Annotated in this window: 17 protein-coding genes; 12 read left to right on the top strand and 5 right to left on the bottom strand. The window is 26.2% G+C overall.

Translation table 11 applies throughout. The annotated features are described in order from the left end of the window. Positions 1-155: 155 nt before the first annotated feature. Together ACQZHJ_RS06330 and ACQZHJ_RS06335 are read right to left on the bottom strand one after the other, a co-directional pair. Positions 156-1,835 carry a MutS-related protein gene (locus ACQZHJ_RS06330; RefSeq protein ID WP_430484698.1) on the bottom strand — a complete coding sequence of 560 codons (1,680 nt, stop codon included), beginning with the start codon at positions 1,833-1,835 and terminating at the stop codon, positions 156-158. Positions 1,836-1,892: 57 nt separating this feature from the next. Continuing rightward, the gene (locus ACQZHJ_RS06335) at positions 1,893-2,369 is read right to left on the bottom strand and encodes a YbaK/EbsC family protein (RefSeq protein ID WP_430484699.1); all 477 of its coding nucleotides are present in this window, start codon (positions 2,367-2,369) and stop codon (positions 1,893-1,895) included. A 287-nt stretch (positions 2,370-2,656) separates the two neighbouring features. On the opposite strand from ACQZHJ_RS06335, the gene ACQZHJ_RS06340 reads away from it, so the two are divergent. Then, positions 2,657-4,933 carry a bifunctional diguanylate cyclase/phosphodiesterase gene (locus tag ACQZHJ_RS06340; protein ID WP_430484700.1) on the top strand — a complete coding sequence of 759 codons (2,277 nt, stop codon included), beginning with the start codon at positions 2,657-2,659 and terminating at the stop codon, positions 4,931-4,933. Between the two features lie 230 nt (positions 4,934-5,163). On the opposite strand, the gene ACQZHJ_RS06345 is transcribed toward ACQZHJ_RS06340, so the two are convergent. Both ACQZHJ_RS06345 and ACQZHJ_RS06350 read right to left on the bottom strand, forming a co-directional pair. Beyond that, complete coding sequence (locus ACQZHJ_RS06345) at positions 5,164-5,997, bottom strand: CPBP family intramembrane glutamic endopeptidase (RefSeq protein ID WP_430484701.1); 834 nt, start codon at positions 5,995-5,997, stop codon at positions 5,164-5,166. Between the two features lie 189 nt (positions 5,998-6,186). After that, positions 6,187-7,017, bottom strand: coding sequence for a CPBP family intramembrane glutamic endopeptidase (locus ACQZHJ_RS06350; protein ID WP_430484702.1), 831 nt, complete (start codon positions 7,015-7,017; stop codon positions 6,187-6,189). A 216-nt stretch (positions 7,018-7,233) separates the two neighbouring features. On the opposite strand from ACQZHJ_RS06350, the gene ACQZHJ_RS06355 reads away from it, so the two are divergent. The 10 genes from ACQZHJ_RS06355 to ACQZHJ_RS06400 all read left to right on the top strand — a co-directional run bounded on the left by ACQZHJ_RS06355 (position 7,234) and on the right by ACQZHJ_RS06400 (position 17,213). Then, on the top strand, positions 7,234-7,455 hold the full coding sequence (locus ACQZHJ_RS06355) for a DUF4318 domain-containing protein (protein ID WP_430484703.1): 222 nt from the start codon (positions 7,234-7,236) through the stop codon (positions 7,453-7,455). Between the two features lie 45 nt (positions 7,456-7,500). Beyond that, complete coding sequence (locus ACQZHJ_RS06360) at positions 7,501-7,704, top strand: hypothetical protein (protein ID WP_430484704.1); 204 nt, start codon at positions 7,501-7,503, stop codon at positions 7,702-7,704. Positions 7,705-7,833: 129 nt separating this feature from the next. After that, a complete protein-coding gene (locus tag ACQZHJ_RS06365; RefSeq protein WP_430484705.1) occupies positions 7,834-8,316 on the top strand; it encodes a GNAT family N-acetyltransferase in 483 nt (160 codons plus the stop codon). A gap of 396 nt (positions 8,317-8,712) precedes the next feature. Beyond that, positions 8,713-9,480, top strand: a complete 768-nt coding sequence (locus ACQZHJ_RS06370; protein WP_430484706.1) for a Tim44 domain-containing protein — start codon at positions 8,713-8,715, stop codon at positions 9,478-9,480. An 84-nt stretch (positions 9,481-9,564) separates the two neighbouring features. Continuing rightward, complete coding sequence (locus ACQZHJ_RS06375) at positions 9,565-10,359, top strand: M28 family metallopeptidase (RefSeq protein ID WP_430484707.1); 795 nt, start codon at positions 9,565-9,567, stop codon at positions 10,357-10,359. A 24-nt stretch (positions 10,360-10,383) separates the two neighbouring features. Then, the gene (locus tag ACQZHJ_RS06380) at positions 10,384-11,001 is read left to right on the top strand and encodes a hypothetical protein (protein ID WP_430484708.1); all 618 of its coding nucleotides are present in this window, start codon (positions 10,384-10,386) and stop codon (positions 10,999-11,001) included. A gap of 127 nt (positions 11,002-11,128) precedes the next feature. Next, positions 11,129-11,452 carry a hypothetical protein gene (locus ACQZHJ_RS06385; RefSeq protein WP_430484709.1) on the top strand — a complete coding sequence of 108 codons (324 nt, stop codon included), beginning with the start codon at positions 11,129-11,131 and terminating at the stop codon, positions 11,450-11,452. A gap of 147 nt (positions 11,453-11,599) precedes the next feature. Beyond that, positions 11,600-12,442, top strand: coding sequence for a phospholipase D-like domain-containing protein (locus tag ACQZHJ_RS06390; protein WP_430484710.1), 843 nt, complete (start codon positions 11,600-11,602; stop codon positions 12,440-12,442). Between the two features lie 12 nt (positions 12,443-12,454). Further along, entirely contained in the window at positions 12,455-14,746 is a 2,292-nt protein-coding gene (locus ACQZHJ_RS06395; RefSeq protein ID WP_430484711.1) for a UvrD-helicase domain-containing protein, read from the top strand. A 1-nt stretch (position 14,747) separates the two neighbouring features. After that, complete coding sequence (locus ACQZHJ_RS06400; RefSeq protein ID WP_430484712.1) at positions 14,748-17,213, top strand: hypothetical protein; 2,466 nt, start codon at positions 14,748-14,750, stop codon at positions 17,211-17,213. Between the two features lie 33 nt (positions 17,214-17,246). Here the strand turns inward: ACQZHJ_RS06400 and ACQZHJ_RS06405 are convergent, their stop codons facing one another. Continuing rightward, positions 17,247-18,734: a Sau3AI family type II restriction endonuclease gene (locus tag ACQZHJ_RS06405; RefSeq protein WP_430484713.1), complete on the bottom strand. Its 1,488-nt coding sequence runs from the start codon at positions 18,732-18,734 to the stop codon at positions 17,247-17,249. 302 nt (positions 18,735-19,036) lie between these two features. On the opposite strand from ACQZHJ_RS06405, the gene dcm reads away from it, so the two are divergent. Beyond that, positions 19,037-20,260, top strand: a complete 1,224-nt coding sequence (dcm, locus tag ACQZHJ_RS06410) for a DNA (cytosine-5-)-methyltransferase (protein WP_430484714.1) — start codon at positions 19,037-19,039, stop codon at positions 20,258-20,260. Positions 20,261-20,372 lie beyond the last annotated feature (112 nt).

Genomic DNA, 20,372 nt, shown 5'->3' on the forward strand with positions numbered 1-20,372 from the left:
GTCTTTATACTGTTAAATACAAGATGCTCTTAAAAGAGAGCTAAGGGATAAATGTTAACTAGAACTTTATATATAATGAAATAATGTGAAATATATATAATAAAGTGAAATATATAATGGAATAAAGCTAAATTTATAATGGAATAAAGCTAAATTTATAGTTTTGTCCACTTTTCTGTGGTTAGGAAGTCTTGGTATATAGAATTTGCTCTAGAGACTATGTCATCATGGAAGTTTAGTGTCTTTAGGAGTCTAAGAGCATTTCTTGTTTTTGAGGGCCCTTTTTTTAGCTTGTAGTCAAAGGTTACTCCATCTTCTGTTACTTTTTCACTAAAGTGATAGTTGGTATAGCCACTTAAGATTTTGGTTAGCTCCATATCATGGGTTGCTACTAAGAGTTTTGCATTAGTAGTTTTTCCATAGTTTAGTATGGATGCTGAGGCTGAAATTCTTTCGAGGGTGTTTGTCCCTTTTAGGATTTCATCTATAAAAGCTAAGACTGGCAAGTTTCCATTTAGTGAGTCTAGTAACCTTTTTAGACTTTTTATTTCTGCCATAAAGTAGCTATCTCCAGAGAGTATGTTGTCCTTTATTGCCATAGATGTTATTATCTTAGAAAATCTGCATTTATATTTTGAACAAAGAGCAGTATTTAAGCTTTGAGCTAGTATGCAGTTTAGAGCTATTGCCTTTATGAAGGCTGATTTACCAGAGGCATTGGAGCCTGTAAATAGTAGATTGTCATTTATGATGATTGAGTTCTTAACTGGATTTTTAATTAGTGGATGATATAGGTTTTCTAGTTCTATGTCATCCCTTGGGGTAAATTCAGGAAGAACATACTGAGAAAGACTTTTTCTATAATAAGCAAGGTTTAGGGCAAAGTCTAGCTTGGCTACTAGGTCATAAACTTGAAATAGATTGTCTTTGTTCTTTTCAAGGAATTTAGCTGAGTTTTCATAGGATATTATGTCTACCATGAAAATCATCTTTATGTAATCATTTATAATATCTATGTCTGTGAATGAAGGTGTTTTCTTTTTAAAGCTACTGCTATAAAATCTTACCTTGTTTAAATCCTTAATAGGATTTAGGTTAGTTTTAATTATATCTCTAAAGAATGAAAAATCCTCTGACTTTATCTTAGTAAGCTTTCTACAAAGGTTTATATTGCTTAGAAGATATGTCATTGGTTTAAATTTATCATCTAAAAATACCTTCGCACTTTGGTAAATAAGTATGTTTGTGCATAGGAATATGAATGAAAGTGGTAGTCCAATCTTTGGATAAATAAAAGAGAGAGCTGCTGAAAAAACTAGGGCTAGAGTTAAAATTGGATATTTTAAATAGCCTTTTATCTTTACAAAGGTTGGATTATATATGAAATTAGTTAAGTTAAAATCATTAAGTTTTCCTATGCTTTGAAGTAGTAGGGTAATCTCATTTCTAAGCTTTTCATTATTAGTAAACACATTAGATAGTTTCTCTATTATTTTCCAGTCACTTTTATTATAGTTAATTTCTCTAAGTTTATAGTATAAATAGGATTCACCTAAGGTTGTTTTAGTATAGTTTAGGCGTTTAAAAACTATATCCATATCTAGATCATTCCATGTTAATTCATCAATTGATTCATTAAAGGGTTCATTATCCTTACGTAGTTTGTAGTAATGTTTAAGAAAACTCATGTCAAAATCATCAAGGAAGTCTTTAGGTGAATCGCCAAAGGTTTCATTTAGGCTTTTTAAGTATTTCTTTTTGCTATAAGTGTTATATAGAATTGCTGAAAGTATTATTAGAAGTATTCCAATAATAATATAAATGTGAAAATACATGGTTTTGTTTCTCTCTTTCTTGTATTTAAAGTATTATTCTAGATAAAGTCAAGATCGTTACTCATTTAGTATGTATTTATAAACTGTATTATTTAAATTGTTTAGTACTTCTCTAAATTCATTAGATGTAATAATAAATGTCTTTTCTGGCACTCCTGGTGAGAAAATTATTTTATCATGATTAAAAATATCTTCATCTACTATAAGGGAGATGTTTTCTTTATATCCAAAAGGTGATACACAGCCAGGTACACAGTGTGTTATCTGCATTAGTTCTTCACCAGAACAGAGAGAGACTTTTTTACCTATAATATTTTTTACAACTTTTGAATCAAGTTTTTTCTCTTCTGTAGTTACAAATATGTAGTAATTTCCAGACTTGTCTTTTATAAATAAACTTTTGCTTTCTACACCAGTATATTGTAATCTATCTCTTACCTCTTTTGCTGTCTTAAATGACAGAATAGGTTCATGATCATATTCTTCAAAGTTTATGTTGTTTTCTTTTAAAATATTTTTGATATTGTTATACATAGCTTTTACTTTCCTTTAAATATAATTGATATCTATATTATAATCTATTTTGCATGTAAATAATCACAAAATTAACTTGAGATTGTAATTATAAACATATTTTAGCAAGTATTGACAAGAAGTTCAAATTTGGTTGCTTAAAAAATAGAGGTAAATATATTGGGAAATTAGTAATTGGTGTAAATAAATGTAAATACAAGAAAAATATGATTAATGGTGATATAATGTTTATTAACGGAGTGTGAATAAATTTTTAATAGATATAGTTTATTTGGGAGGATATTTTTGTGAAGATAGAAAAATTATTAAAGTTGTTTTTTACTTTAATTTTAGTATTGATTATTTCCTTAAATATTATAGGATATATTTGGTCTAGGGTTGTTGTGGAAAATGTAAATAAACAAGTGTGTGAAAACTATAGTGAAGAAATTCAAACTTTAACCGAAAGTACATTTAATGGTCTTAAAAGGTTAGTTGAAGATTTTGCAAGTGACCCTCAGATTATAAAGCTTATTGAGGAGAATGGTAACTATAGAACTAAAGAAGAGGAAATAAAAACTCATATAAAGTATGCAGAAGGGCTAGTAAATTCAACAAGTTTTGTAGAAGATATAGATGTTGTTGACAATAATGAAATGGAACTTTACAGTAGCAAGGGGTATTATGCTGAGTTTGATATGAAAAGTAGACCTTGGTATAAGTATGCATATGAAGAAGATTTAAAGGGTAAAAAAGTAATCATTACTCCTGTACATAAGGATATTTATAATAATAGAGAAACTCTTTCAGTAGTTTCTTTTATAAAGAATTCTAATGATAAAATAATAGGGTGTGTAGTTTTAAATGCTTATATGGATAATTTCACTAAATATATGGAAGAGCTTTATGGACAAAGAGGGGTTGTTAAGATATATGTAAAACTTCCAAATGGTATGTATTATAATAATGATGGAATAAAAAGTTATGAGGACATAAGTAAAAATAAAAATAGCTTAATTGTTAAATCTAATGACTTTATCTTCGATTTTAATAAGAAGAAGACATTAATACATCAGGTTATGAATGATACTAGTAAGGCAAACTTAATTATATTATCAATATTTAGTTTATTTACTATTGGGGCTTTTTGGATTATTAAGAGAAGAGCTTTAAATCCACTAATTAATAATATTTCTAAGCTTAAGAAAATTCTTCATCAAATAAATGAGTATGATGAAAAAGAGTTTGAAAATAAAAAAGGTTTTGATCAGTTAGATTTTATAGTTGGTGCCTTTGATTCAGCTATTAATGAGAAAGCTAAGGAGTATATTTTCTATGATTCTCTTACAAAACTTCCAAGTAGAAAAGGGTTAGAGGAGATTTTTGATAAGGAAGTTGAGAAGGGAAGTAGTTTTGCACTTATATTTATTGATTTGAATAAATTTAAGAATATAAATGATATGTATGGTCACCCTGTAGGAGATAATTTCTTGCAAGAGTTTTCTTATGAATTATCTAAGTTAATAGGGGATAGGGGAGTTTTAACAAGAGTATCTGGGGATGAATTTATAATTCTTTATAGAGACTTTGTAAATGATGATGAGCTTAGAGATTTTTATGAAAAGAAAATACTAAAGATTATCGAACATAAAAAGCTATTAAGATATGGGTTAGAAATTAGTTTTTCAGCTGGTGTTGCTGTTTATCCTAAGGATGGAAAAGATATTAAAACTTTAATAAAGAAAAGTGACTATATGATGTACACAAATAAGAAGAAAGGTGTGTTTTATAAGTTAGGTTTCTTTGATAAGGATGTTTATAAGGAGATTGAAAGAAGAGATTTTATATCTATGGAACTTAATAAGGCAATTGATAAAAATGAACTTTTCATGATGTATCAACCTATTGTGGACAGGGAAGGAAAGGTTAATAAGGCTGAGGCTTTAATAAGATGGAAGAATGAAAGTCTTGGATTTGTTCCTCCTATGGAATTTATAGAAATTGCAGAGAAAAATAGAGAGATTATAAAAATTGGGTATTGGATATTTGATACTGTTTGTGGTGATATTAGAAATCTTATTAAGAAAAATAAGGATTTAGTTGTAAATATAAATGTTTCTTCAATTCAGCTTTTAGAAAAAGGTTTTGCTGATAATGTGAAAAACATTGTTGATATAAATTATATAAGTCCAAAGAACTTATGTATTGAAATAACTGAATCTGTAATGATTGAAGAGGATGAAACATCTATTAAAAATCTTAATAAGCTAAGAGAGATGGGCTTTAGTTTATCTTTAGATGATTTTGGAACAGGATACACCTCATTTTCTTATTTAAAGAAATTTAAAGGTGGGTCATTAAAAATAGATAAAAGTATATTAGATGATGCAGCTCAAAATAATTATGGAATAATAAATAGTATAAAGGATATTGGTCATGAATTAGATTTTAAGGTTGTTGTTGAAGGTGTTGAAACAGAAGAACAGTTTAGAGCTTTAGTTAATATAGAATGTGACTTTTTCCAAGGATATTATTTCTCAAGACCTATTAGTAAAGAAGAGCTTGAAAGCTTTATTTTAAAATAATGACTGTTTTAGGTGATGGTTGCTTTATAGATATATCTTCAGACCTGACTTAATTTCGCAAAGAGTTTCTATTGTCTATTCCAGAATAATAGTTAGGGCTTTGTTTTAGATGGGGGATTTCTAGTTATATATTTAGAGGTTAATTATGGTTTAGAGCAGAGGATAAATTTAAAAAAGTCCCACATATTATGAGGTTTCGTAATGTGTGGGGCTTTTTGTTATAGGTGGAATTAGTTTTGTAAGTTGTTTTTATAGCTTTGTCCATTTTTCTGTGGTTTATAGAGATTTTTTAGTAAAGATATCATTGGGAAAAAACAAATACCAGGGAATAGGCATAAGAAAAATTTTAAGTTTCCTTGTGCTAAACCTGATAAGTTAGCTAGCATATGCATAAATATTGTGATTGTAAGTGAATGTGTTTTGTTGTAAACAAGCCCTAATATAATTCCAAAGATTGATGCATAGACAATTTGTATTGGGTGCATATGAACTAGTCCAAATAATAAGCCAGAGACTATTATTGGGAATGCTCCCTTCTTGTACTTTGAAGCTTCATTAAATACAATCCCTCTAAAAAATAACTCTTCCATTATTGGAGCTAGAATTACTGCTGAAATAAATGTTAGATATATATTTTCATTAAGAAAACTGAAGGAACTATTTAAAGCATTTAAACTATTTCTGAAAACTGCAAAAAACTTTGAAAGAATGAGTACTAATACAATCCAAATGGCAGAAAGTATAGTAGAACCAAATGTTATTATTGCAAATTGAATAAAAGTTTTTAAGTTCAGTTTTATTCTTCTCTTTATTCTGTTGTAGCCTTTTAGTCTATAGACTATATAAAAGACGAAAATTGAGAAAATTTGATAAGTAAACATAAGAAAAATATGTTTTAAGTTATCATAGCTTTCCTTAGATAGATTTGAAGGAAGTATTTTGTTTAATAGATTATCAATTGGTATAAATATTATGTGGGCTAAGGGTTCTGTAGCCTTAAAAATTATAAAAAGCACTATAAAATTTCTTATTAACTTTAGTAGTCGTATTCTAGATGAAGTCAAGGGTATTCCTCCTGTAATATGTAATTGTAAGTATGTATTAATAAAGTTTAAGTGAATTTCAATTTTTATTAAATATTATTATGTTTTAATTGCTTTTAATTATATTTTTTATCTACAATTGAAATAAAAACTGGATTAAACCATAGCCTATAAACTTAACACCTTTTATTGGCTATGGTTATTTTTGAGTTAAAGTGTAGTACTACTTTGAACTTTAGAAGTATTCTTTGGTTTATAAAGCTTTATTAGGAAATATATCATCGGTATAAAGCAAATTACTGATAAAATTAATATGGCTGTATCAAAGCTTTCAGGGAAGCAAGATAGCAGATTGTTTAGGGCATGCATAAATATTGTTATTTTTAGTGAGCGAGTTTTGCTATAAACAATGCCTAGTATGATTCCAGAAAATGATGCAGCAACAATATGAAGTGGATTTATATGAAGTAGTCCAAATAATATAGCTGATACTATGATTGGAAAGGCTCCTTTTTTATATTTTTCAGCTTCATTAAATATAATTCCTCTAAAGATTAGCTCTTCCATTAGTGGAGCAAGAATTACAGCTGAGATAAGTGCAAATAGGAAATTTTCATCAAGAATACTCATTGAGTTGTTTAACTCTATTAGGTTATTTTTAAAAAATGAAGAGTATGTAGATAAAAATGTTACTAAGGATATCCAAAGATAATCAAAAATTATAGCACCAATAGTTATTATTGAAAATTCTCCTAGAGTTTTTAGATTTAGATTTTCTTTACTCTTAATTAGGTTAAAGCCTTTATTCTTATAAATTTTATAAAAGAAAAATATTGATAATACCTGAGTTAAACATGAGTAGAACATTTCTAGTAAAGTATCAATATTACTTAGACCAAATCTTTGGACTAGCACTTGATCACCTATTAAATAGAAGGGCACAGAAATTAGGGCTGATAATATTTCAGCTTTTATCAAGATTAAGAATAGGAATAGAATACTTTTTATTAGTTCTTTTAGGTTGATTTTTTCTAATGTCAAATTGTAGTACCTCCTTAAGATTGTAATTATAAACATATTTTAACAAGAATTAACATGATGTTCAAATATTATTAATGTTCTCATCTTTTTATGTGGAATTATAATACATTTATGGAGTATAATTTAAATAATTAATTGCTAAAAATATTCTATTCCAAGTGGATATCGGTTTATATATAGAGAATTAAATCTAAAAAATAAAAGGGGACGAGTTTTATGTGGAAAATGTTTAGAAAAAGTTTTGATGTTGATTTAGAGAATTCAGTAGAGTATCCATCTTCAGAAGTTATATGTGAGACTATTTTAAAGGAAAAAGGAGAAGTTGAATTTATAAGGAGAGAAACTCCAGTATCTTTTAAGATGGGAAATACAATATATGAAGTTGAAGTTAGGATGGCACGTGGTGGATATATGTTAGTTTGTACAGCTACAGAATAATAAAGTAAGAGTTATTTAATTAATATTATTGGGAGGTTACAAAGGATGAATAGTAAGAAGAATAAAATCATATGGGGAAGTAGTTTGCTTATAATCTTTATTATAGAGATTATAAATAGTTTTTCTTCAATGTTTGGGATTGGATTATCAGATATGGTGAGAAGAGGGCTAGGGATTATAGAAGTGGTTATGCTTCCAATAATTATATATAGTTCTGTAAAAATGTTTAAGTGTAGTAAAGTGAATTAATGAGGATAATTTAGTAAAAGGCTAAAAAGATTAATTAAGATATTTGAAAGTGTAAAAGACTTATTAGAATATAGATATTAAAAATTGTGGCGTAATAAATGGTTTTGAAGTCTTTGGAGAGGTGTTTATATGGAGAATTTATGTATAAGAAGATTTAGAAATGAAGATGCAAAAAATGTAGCAGAATTAATAAAAAGAAACTTTTTAGAAGTTAATATAAAGGATTATCCTAAAGAGGAGATGGAGGAATTAGCTAAAGTTTATAATGAAGAAAAGGTTTTGTTTGTTAGTAGCTATGCTCATATGTATGTTGTATGTGTAGATGGGGAAGTAGTTGGAGTAGGTGCAATATCAAGCTTCTGGGGAAGTGAAGAGGAAAGCATTCTGTTAACTATATTTGTTAAACCAGAGTTACATGGACAAGGAATAGGTAGAAGGATAATAGAAACATTAGAGAAGGATGAGTACTTTTTGAGAGCAAGAAGAGTTGAGATTCCTGCATCAATTACTGGCTGTGAATTCTATAGGAAGTTTGGATATGACTTTAAGGATGGAGTTAGAGAAGTTGATGACGAAGGGAATATAAGATTAGAAAAGTTTAGAGAGATTTAGAAAAGAGCTATAACTTTAATAATATGCTTGGAATAAGTTTTAGATATATGTTGATTTTAGAAGGTGTTTTAGACTTTTCTTATTAAAAATGGTTTATAGTTCTATACAAAATTAATACTATTATATACAGGGTATTTTTTACTTACTAAGATAGATGTCACTAAGGAGGGGTTAATAATGGGAAGCACTTTATTTATTGTTATCATGATAATCCTTTGCGTGTATATTATTTGGGGTAAAATAGAAAAATTAAATAAATTATACAAAAATAGTTTTGTTTTAATTATTGGTTGATTTCCAGATATATCTTCAAATTTAACTTAATCTATGTCTAGAAATCAAAATTATGTTTTAAAACAGAGTTTTAAAATAAAACAAATGAGGTAAGTTATAAGAATGAAGAAAGTTAAAAAGTTAGTAGTTATAGTTTTATTATTTATGTTGATTTTATTACCAGCTAATATTGCGTATGCAAGAGCTGGTGGAGGTCATGGTGGTGGTCATGGTGGTTCTCATGGTAGTTCAGGAAGTTCTAGTGGCGGTAACTTTAAAATATTTGATTTTCTGCTTTTAGGAGGTTTTACATTCTTAATAGCATATGGTTTAGTATCTTTAAGAAAAGAGAAAAGAAAATATAAAGAGGAGTTAGATGAAATAGGAGAAAGTAATCCTAATTGGAAGTTTGATAATATTAATTTAATGATTGAAGATAATTTCTATAAGGTTCAGAAAGCTTGGACAAACGACAAATATGAGGAAGTCTCCAACTTGCTTACAGATGAATTATATACTGAACATACTAATCTTTTGGAGGATATGAGAAATAAAAATAGAAGAAACATATTAAAAAACATAAAGTTTAGTTATGGAATAATACAAGCCTATTTTAAAGGAAATGAGGAATTTGAAGGCTTTTTATGGGTTGAGATTAATTTTTCCATGAAAGATTACATAATAGAATCAAGGGGAAATAAAAAAGTTGTTGTTGAAGGAAGCAAATCCATAGAGGATGGAAAGGAGTATTGGAAATTTGTATATAGAAATAATAAATGGTTACTAGCAGAGATACTTCAAAATGAACCACAATATAATTCAGAGTATTTTAAAAAGGAAGTTAGAAGAGTGGAACATAAGATTAATAATAAGAAAAATAAGTTGAAATAAATTTAAAAGCATATAATTGTAATTAAATTACAGTTATAGGCTTTTGTGTTAAAATAACTTTAGATATTAATTTTAGGGGGATTTATGTTAGGAAATATAAGAGAAATTTCAAAAATTCATGTGGAAGAGCGAAGGGAAGCTCTAGAAAATATACTTATGAAAAACAATATTGAGTATAAGATACAAAATGAGAAAATAGGAAGTCACTTTGTTAGTAATATAATTGTTTCATTTAATAATGAAATAGACATTCCTAAGTTAGTTATTGGTGCTCATTATGATAATATTGATGGAAGCTGTGGAGCAAATGATAATGGTTCAGGAGTTAGTATTTTAATAGAAATTGCAAAATATCTTAAAATAAATAGGGTAGGAATACCTATTGATATTGTGTTCTTTGATAGAGAAGAATATGAGGATAGGGGAAGTGAGCAATATATTATTAGCACTAAAATAGAGAATATATCGGCAATGATTAATATTGACACCTGTGGATTTGGAGATATTATGCTAATTGGTCCTGAAAAGAACTTAGAGATAATGAAAGAGAAAAAGATATTAAGTGAAGAGTTATTAGACAAAGAATATATTGAAATTATAAAAAGAACTCCAGAATCTGATGATAGAAGTTTTGAAAATAAAGGAATACCTAATATATCTATTGGAGTTGTTCCTAAAAGTGATGTAGCTATAATACAAAAATTAATTAAGCTAGAATGTGAAAATATAGTTCCAACAAAGGAACTTATACCTAATCCACCAGAATTTATGAGCACAGTTCATAATGGACCTAGAGATTCTATTGGAATAGTTGAAGAAAGGGCTATGAAAATGGTTTTAGATTTTATTATAAAAATACTTGAAAGTTTAATTTATTAATATAGATAATTTAGGGAGAGAAAAGTGGAGAATAAAAGCAAGAGGAAAAAGATCTTTCGTAATGTAATTATTTTAATAATAATAGGGCTTGTATTAGGAAAAATATTTATAGCTAATAAAAGTGAAAAGTATATAACTATAAAGGATACTAATTTAGAAGAAAATATAGAGACTTTATTAAAAAACTTTTTTAGGATTGAAAATTTTAATAATGATATAGGAGAATTTCTTGATACATCTAATGTAGGGAGTTTCTTTACTAAAAATGATGAGAGGTTAATTTATATATATGAAAAGCGATTTTTAGTAAACTTGAAAAGAAACTTTGAAAAAAGAAATGTAAATTTTGATATTGATGTAAAAGAAATATGTAAGGGTGAAGATAATAAATTAAAAGTTTTGTTTAACTATGATAGAAGTTTTAATTTAGTTGGACGAAGTGAAGAAAGCAAAGAACAATATGTGTATGAGATTATTTTAGTAGAAAATAATAATAGCCTTAAAATAGAAAAAATATATGAAGTTGATGCTTTAAAAAAGGATAGCTTATTTGATGTTTTTTATAGTAAAGATAAGTTATATGATAAATATATTGAGAATGAAGTTATTAAATATAAAAATCTTTCAAGGATGTATTTATAAATATTTTATAATAAAGGGATTGTTAAGTAGGATAAAACTTAATAGTTCCTTTTTCTATTTTATGGATCATGATATAGTTAGGGATGTGATTTTATGATTAAGAAATAAAAGAATAGAGGAAAATAATATGCCTAACTGGTGTGATAATTATATAAAGATAAAAGGAAGAAGGGAAGAAATAATAAAATGCATTGAAGGAATGAAAGGGAATAGAGCAGTATATAAGGAAGATAGGATAAGTAAAGAAAATCTAGAGGAAACATACACCTTTAATAAAGCAGCAAAAGTTCCAGAGAAAGTTTTAGAGATGGGATATGAAAAGGCAGTATACTATTGGAAAAAGAAAAAATGGGGATGTAAGTGTGATATGTTTTATGAGAGTAAGTATGAGCTAGATAGTATTTTAGAGAAATTTATTGGTGTTAATACTAAAGAAAGTTTGAGTGTATAATTAAATTATAGTTTTATATTAAGGATAAATGTTTACAAATATTAAATTTTAACTTGAAATACAAGAATTGGTATAATAAATAAATTTAACTATAAATTATGGTATTATAATAAATGATATTATTAATTTTTTTGTGAGGAGAATAAAATGAGTACAGTATATTATTCAAATAGTGATTTTAATAAGCTGATAAATATTTTAATATATAATTTAGTAAGAATTGATGATACAGAGAACGTAGTAGTAGTTTTCCCGGATGAAAAGATAAAATGTCTAGTGTTAAGTTTATTAGAAGATAGAGATCTTATTATCGGTAAAAATATCAGATATATTTTAGAAGACAATATTTATAAAGATTCTTATGAAGAAAAAACATATATTTTTATGTTTGCAGATAAATTTAAAAATTATAATGAGGTTATAAGGTATATTTCTTTAGACGATACAAAAATAAAAGTAATAGGAACTGTAATAGATATAGAACCTACACATGAAAATATTTATAATCAGAAAATGAAATATATTATAAAATATAGAGAGAAATGGGACAAGGTAAAGTATTTAAAAAAAGATAATATAAAGTTATGGCTTCTAGATAGTATAAACATAGCTCAAGATATAATATATTTAGAATGTCCTTGGTTTAACGAAAATGCATTTAATTATTACAAGAATGCTATCATTAGGGCTTTAAATCGTGGTGTGGAAGTTAGAATAAATTTTGGTATAAAATCTAATAGTGATGATAAAAGATATAAAAAAACTAAAAATCTTATGCTTAAATTAGAATATGAGTTGAACAAGTATGAAAAATTTTCAGTACATGAAGTAAATACACATAAGAAAATTGCAATAATAGATAGATTTTATTTAATAGGATCTTATAATTATGCTAGCAATTCAATGGATTATGAAGATTGTCCAGAGGAAGAATCTACAGTTAATATTTTGAGTAGAAAAGAATTAATTGAAAAATGTAAAGAATTTTAGGAGTGTAATTAAATGATATATATACTAAATAGGAATTTTATATTTAGCGAAGACTTTTTGAATGAGTTGCAAGATGAATTTTTAAAAGGAATGACTATAAATATATTTTATCATGCTGATGATGAAATACTAATTAATGAGTTTTTAAGGAATAACGAATTAAATAATAAACTTATTAGAATATATAAGCATAATTTTGAGTGTGGATTTAAAAGGATAGATAGAGAAACGCCAATTGATGAATTAAGATTTTTAGAAAATATTAATAGTTTTAATTATCCACAGTATATTGCATCAAACCATTCAAAAGATATTAATTTACTTATAAATGCAGGAGCAGGAACTGGTAAAACAACAACAACGATAGAGACTATATTAAATTTATTACTTAGTAATGAATGTGAACTTGAAGATATATTAGTTACTACATTTACTAATAATGCAGCTGATGATATATATGAAAAAATATACAATGAGCTTATAAGTAGATGGGAGTTGACTGGGAATTTAAGAGTTTTAGAGCTCTTAGAAAATATAAATAATTTAAAAATATGTACATTACATAAGTATTTTTTAACACTTCTTGGAGAGTTAGGAGGATGGTATGGATATTCAAATAACGTATCTATATGTTCACTAAATGAAAAGTTAAAGAAATTTATAGAAGATATTATAAAAAGTAAATTTGAAAAATCTAAATTAACTGAAAATGAGTATGGAGTTTATTTAGTTGATTTAACTAAAATAATAAGAGATATAGTTACAAATGAAAAGATTGATATTAGCAGAATCAAAGATTTTAATATTGATAATTTAGATTCTGATCAAAGAGTAAAAAATTTGGTGGATTTATTGACTTTGGTTTGTGAAAAGATTTCAAACGAATTATTTGATGAATTAGTTGATAATGATAAAGTTATGATGAGTGATATAAATTATAAATTAAGCAATATGTTTTTATATAATGCTGATTTTGCAGAAAAAATAACAAAATATAAATACGTGTTCATAGACGAATGCCAAGATACATCGGATATTCAATTTGAAATTATAAGAAATGTTTTGGAATTGACAGGAGGAAAAATTTTTGCTGTTGGTGATAATCTTCAAGCAATATATAGGTTTAGAAATGCAGACCCTGAATCTATGAATAACTTCAAAGAAATATCTGATTTAGATTTAAATTTGATTGAAAATTATAGAACTAAGAAAGAAATTCTAGAAGAGATAAATAGTACATTTAAGAATTTAAAAGGTGATGATTACAAAGAGTTAAATAGCAATAATTTAGGTGGTATGAAAATTAAAAAAATTAAATCAACTTATAATAATAAATATCATCAATTAGCCGGAATAGTTAAAAATGAACTTTCTCAAATAGAAGAAAAAAGGAAAATAAATAAAAATAATAAAGAAAATAGAATAGCGATTTTAGTTAGGAACAATTATGAAGCTAATAAAGTTTTTAAAGAATTAAAACAACAGAAAATATCATGCGATTTAGAAAGAGGAGGATCACTATATCAGTCAGATGCTACTAGAGATTTATTAAACTTAGTACGCTACATTTTATATCCTAAAAATAGAATATACAGATTACAATTACTTGAAACTGGTTACTGTGATTTTGATTTAGGAATAGATTCTAAGACTTTAGTGACTGAGTATGATTTAGGTTTAATAGATGATTTAAAGTTCAATATAAATAAGTTCATAAGTGATAAAAAAACAGCTTTAACTATTCTAACAGACATAATATATGATAGTTCTTTTAGGAATGACAATGAGAATTACCAAAAAGATTTGAATATTATTACAGAAGATTTGATAAAGAAAGGGTGTACAACATTTAGTGAAATAGAGGAGTTTTTAGTAGTAAGTATGAATTCAGATAAAGAAACTAAGAATTCTGAAGAATTAAATGCAGAAAGTAAAGTTGTAATTAGTACTTTTCATTCTACCAAAGGTCTTGAGTTTGATACAGTTATACTAGTAGCTGATAATAAATATGATAAAGATTTTGCAAATCAAGATATTGATAGTAATAAAATTGTTGATTTGATAATAGATGATAATAATATTGGAATTTGTTATAAAAATCATGCAAAAAGTAAGTTTATTAAAAATAATAATTATGAAATTAGCAAAGAAAAAGAGTTTATAAGGACAGAAGCTGATGAAATAAATTTACTATATGTTGCAATGACAAGAGCAAAGAACAATTTATATATTTTATATGATAAATATTTAAAAGATGGTACACATGGTGCATTGTTAAAAAGAGCAAATTTGTTAGGAGAATAGGATGGATAGATTAATAGCATATAATCAATTAGAAGATTTAAGATTTTTAGATGAAAAAAACAAGATTTCTTTTATAATAACAGCATACAGAGATACTAGTAAGATTTTAAATAAAGTTTTAAAAGTAAAAAGTATTTCTATAAATGAGATAATAGATAATATTTTTGAAGGGTGGAAGAATAAAGAAAAACAATATAGCAATATTGTTGAAGTACGTAAATTTTTAGATAATATTGAAAATGAAAGTTTAAAAAAGAGATTTTCGAAATTATCTAATGAAATTTATTATACGATAAAATCTTATAAGGAATTAGGAATTGAAATAGATGATTATGAAAAATTTTCATTGAATGATGAAGAAAACTTATTTTTAGATATAATGAAAATTCTTTATATAGAAGAAAATTTTATAGATTTTGATATAAAAATCTATAATTACAACAAAAATATTAAAAGGTTTAAAGATGATTTAAATAATGTAGCAAAAAAAGTTCTTGGAGATAGTTATGATGGGATATTTGACAAAAATATTGAAATATATATACAAGGGTTTTATTACATTACTCCTATGCAGGAGATAATATTTCAGTTGTTAAATAAATGTGGTTTTAAAATTACACCTTTAATATGTTTGGATAAAAATAATAAAAAAGTTAATGAAATAATTTTTAAAACTTTCAATTCTTATAATATAGATAGTATTGGTGATTTTGAAAAGGATAATGATAAATTATATCAAATTTTTGCAAAGAAGTTAGATAATAAATTAGTTAATTCAATAAAGGATATTCATAAATCAGAAAACATAAAAATAAAAATTTATGATGATTTAAATAGATATAATAAAGACATTATAAAGGATAACAATAATATATACGCTGTTAATAGCAGTTTGCTTATTGATAGATTGTCTGTTTTTGGAGGACAATTCAATAAAAATAATAAAATATCAATTAAGTTTTATCCAATAGGTGTTTTTCTAAATGAAATATATTCAATGTGGGATAGAAGGAGAAGAGAAATAGTATTTAATATAGATTCTTTTTGTAAGATTTTTGAAACAGGAATATTAAAAAGTGATAATGGAACTAGTTCAAAATTATTTTTAGAAGAGTTAAAACTTATTTCAAACTATTTTATTGATTGTAAAACATTCAATGAGTTTATTGAGAGATTAAATTTATTAAAAAAAAATATAAAAGGATGTAAATATAAAGAATTAAAAGAGTATTATGGTCCTTTTTCTATTGAACCAGTTATATTAGATGAAATTAACAATATAATAAATAAAATACATGAAATAACCAATACCATATTTGTAGCTGATGATTATGATTTAGAAATAGAAAATCATTTAAAAAATCTTAAGAATATTATAGAAAATAATGTGATTTTAGAAGAGGATAACTTAATAGTCTGTGAATTGTTAAAAAAAATAAAAGAGATTATATTAAAGAGAAATAGGAAAATAAATATAAGCATAAGTAATAAATATTTAAATGAAGCGATAAATTTTTATATAAATGATGTAGAGGAAGAAGAGAAAAGCAACTATATAGTTAATCTTTTTCCTATAGATTCAATAGAATCTATAAGTAATGAAATTACAGATATAATAATAACTGACTTTGATAGAGATAATTTTCCAAATAAAAAGAATGTTGGTTCTATATTCTTAAATATAAAGAAACTTGAATTAATAAAGAATAATAAAAAAAATTTAGAAAATAAAAAAATAATTGATAGACAAATAATATTACTTAGAGATAATGCTTTAATAGGAAGATATGTATTTTGGTTGCTTTTAAAGTCACCAGTAAATAAAATAATTTCTAGGTTAGAAAAAGATAAGAACAATGCTCATTTTTATGAGGTCTTTCTTAGAGGGAATAATGTTGAAGTACTTAAAGATACAAAAGAAAAAAATATTGAGAATGTTAAGAGAAATATAGATTTAAAATCGTATAAATTAAAAGAAAAAAAGAAGTATAATACTAGAGTTATACATACTAAGTATTGTCCGTTAAGAGGATTCTATTATAGAGTTAACGATGATTTAGAGGTTTATAGTGACAATTTTTTAGTAGAGCATTCAATAAGTCATTTGTTTTATAATATATTAAAAAAATATGAAGTGAATTATGAGAGAAGAAAAGAGATATTGGATAAATTATTAATATTATTACCTCAGTATTCAAATATAGAAAAAGGTAAATTTAGGGGAACAACAATTAAGTTTTTAAAAGAAGATAATCATAAATGTGAAAAAAATGAAGATTGGGGTAAGCTTTCTAAGAATGATATAGAAGATAATTTTGAGAATAAGTTTCCTAGAGAAAATAGAAAGGTTATATGGGAAAATAAAGTGAATCCATTAGCAATAAGTGAGAAGATAACATGTATGTATTGTGCCGTTAGAGAAATGTGCAGTCAAAGATATATAAAAAGTAATTTAGATCAAGATTGAAAAGAGCAATATTTTTAATATTGCTCTTTTAGATTATTTTAATAAAGATTCATTTAATTTACTTAATAGATATGTGTTATTTAGCCAGAAGCTTTGATTTGTCATGTATCTTCCATCTGGTAATTCATTAGCATCTCTTGAGATATTACCGATTTCAGTTCCATTTTCAAATTTATATGCACCTTTTTGAGCATGAGGTCTTATATGGATTATTTCATTAGCTGATTTTTTAGGTAAGTTATTACCATAGGTTACCTTACCATTCTTATCAGTTTTAGAAATAAACTGAATTCCTTCTATTATAATGTTTTTTATGTTTTCCCAACCTTCACGTACATTAGTGTTTAAATCATCATAAGGTATATTCCAAAGCTGAGCACCTTTTAGAACATATCTATTACCATATTTTTTATAAACTACAAATAAGAATTTCTGCTGATCAAGATAGTTAAAGAGTTTTGATTCTTCCCAAGTTTCTTCTGTAAGCTCTTTAAACTTAAATGGTGGAAGAGGGCTACTTTCGACTATTTTATTTTTTTCTTCAATTCTTAAAGCTTTTACTGTTATATTAGCTTTTTCAAATTCTTCTGCCTTGTTAGATTTTATTCCTAGCATACGATAAGCTAGTTCAATCCATTGAGCTTTATTGTTGTTATATTCTCTGTCAAATATTTCGCAAAGCTCTTCATCAGTTTTTCCTGCATAGGAATTAATTTTATTGATTATGATTTCTTCAAAAGTTTTAGATTTAAGTTCATTTACATCTTTAATGATTGGTTCATAAGTTGTTTTATTTGGAATTACAAAGTTATTAAGAACATAAGTCATATAAGATGTTTTAAATGAAAAAGCTCTAGGCTTAGCAGGAATATCTGAAAAAGGTTGTCTACGTCTATTAGAAGAAGAGGCTGATTTAGTGGCAGCACCAAGATACATTGTATCTCCTTCTGAAAGCTCATGAGCTTTACCTGCCTTAATTTTATCTATAATTATTTTAAAGTCATTTTTGATTATTTCTAAGTCTTCTTCCGGAGGAGTAAATAATTTAACGTAATTTATTGGGTAGTCTAATCTATTCTTTATTTCTTTAGAATATAAGTAGTACACTAATAAAATAAGGTTAGACTTAGCCAAAAGATGGCTATTTTCAAAGTCTTCTTCAACAACTTTGAAATAATCAATCATAGTTATGATTAAGCGCTCCTTAGCAGCAAGAGACTTATTTTTATTTATTTTATATGGGGTTACTTTAAGCTCTACCCCTGCATCAGGAAAATCAGGTCTAGAATCATTATTACACTTATAGTGGAAATAGCATTCTTCTATAAGATCACCTAGTCCACCTTTTCTTTTTTTATTTTCATGATTCTCTGCATATTCATCTTTTTCTTCACTTACTAAAAGTTCAGATTCATACTTTGCATAATCCTCTAAAACATCATTAAATGTTTTTCCTATAAGTTTTTGAGCATAATTTTCTATACTTATAGGGCTTGTCTCATCATACAGTTTTGTTGACATAATCTTCTCCTTGTTAATATATTAAAAAGATATAATAATCTTTTGGTAATTTATATTTAAATAGTAATTATAACCATATTATACTATAGAATTATTTTTAAATTAAATTAATTATAGGTAAATAGAGTATTTAAAATAATTTGAAAGAAAACAATGAAATAGTATTGCTACAATATGCACTTTGAATAAATTTTTACTAATATTAACATAATTAAAGAAGAGTAAGTTCCCCTTTGAATTTATCAAAATGTTATGTATAATTAATTAGTGACAAAGAGACGAATTAGATTGAGGTGCATATAATGGCGATAGAAAAAACTGTATGTGAACTGTTTGCTGGTGTTGGTGGATTTCACCTTGGATTAAGCAAATCATCAGCAGACTGGGAGGTTCTTTGGGCGAATCAATGGGAACCTTCAAGAAAGGTACAGCATGCATATGAATGTTATGCAGAGCATTTTCCAGAGACAAATGCTGTTAATGAAGATATAGCTTTAGTAAACGAAAATCCAGAGGCTTTTGGACTTCCAAAGTATAATTTGCTTGTAGGTGGTTTTCCATGCCAAGATTATTCAGTAGCTGCTACAAAATCAAAAGGAATAGAAGGTAAAAAGGGAGTTTTATGGTGGGAGATAAGAAAGTTCTTAGAGAGAGACATGCCACCATTTGTTCTTTTAGAGAATGTTGATAGATTATTAAAATCTCCTGCAAAGCAAAGAGGAAGAGATTTTGGAGTAATGTTAACTTGCTTTAGAGATTTAGGATATAACGTTGAGTGGAGAGTTATAAATGCAGCAGATTATGGATTCTCTCAAAGAAGAAGAAGAGTATTTATATTTGCTTATAAACATGATACTAATTATTGTGAAAGAGTAACTCAAGGATTAGACAATGAAGGATTCATGGAAGCTTACATAAGAGAGAATGGTTTCTTTGCAGAGCCATTTCCAATAGAAACTATATATAGTGAAGATGAAAAAGTCTTAGATCAAGATATACTTGAAGTATCAGACCATTTTTCATTTAGATTCCAAGAGTCAGGTGTCTTAATAAATGATAAGATATACACAACTAGATATACTCCACAAAGTCAAGAGCCAATTACACTTGGAGAAATACTTCAAAAAGATGTAAGTGAAGAGTTCTATTTAGGAGAAGAATTAGATAGATGGACTTATATGAAAGGGGCTAAGGCAGAGCCAAGAACAACTAAAGAAGGTTTTGAGTATATCTATAGAGAGGGAGCAGTTGGATTCCCAGATAACTTAGAATTACCTGCAAGAACAATGCTAACAAGTGAGGCAAGTATAAACAGAAGTACTCATGTAGTTAGAGATCCACAAACAAATAGATTAAGAGTATTAACACCGGTAGAGTGTGAAAGACTAAATGGATTTGATGATGAATGGACTAATACAGGAATGACTCAGAAGTTTAGATATTTCTGTATGGGAAATGCATTAGTTGTTGGATTAATTGAAAGAATGGGCAGAAAATTAAATAAAATATTTGAATTAGAAGATTAGAGCTAAGAGCGTACTATTAATTTAGTATGCTCTTTTTATGGTAAAATTATAAAATATGGAGTTATTTTATTACAAAAATAAAATTAAGAATTTAGTTAAATTGGGAGAGATT

It is taken from the genome of Clostridium sp. B9 (genome assembly GCF_050509515.1).
GTDB lineage: Bacteria > Bacillota > Clostridia > Clostridiales > Clostridiaceae > Sarcina.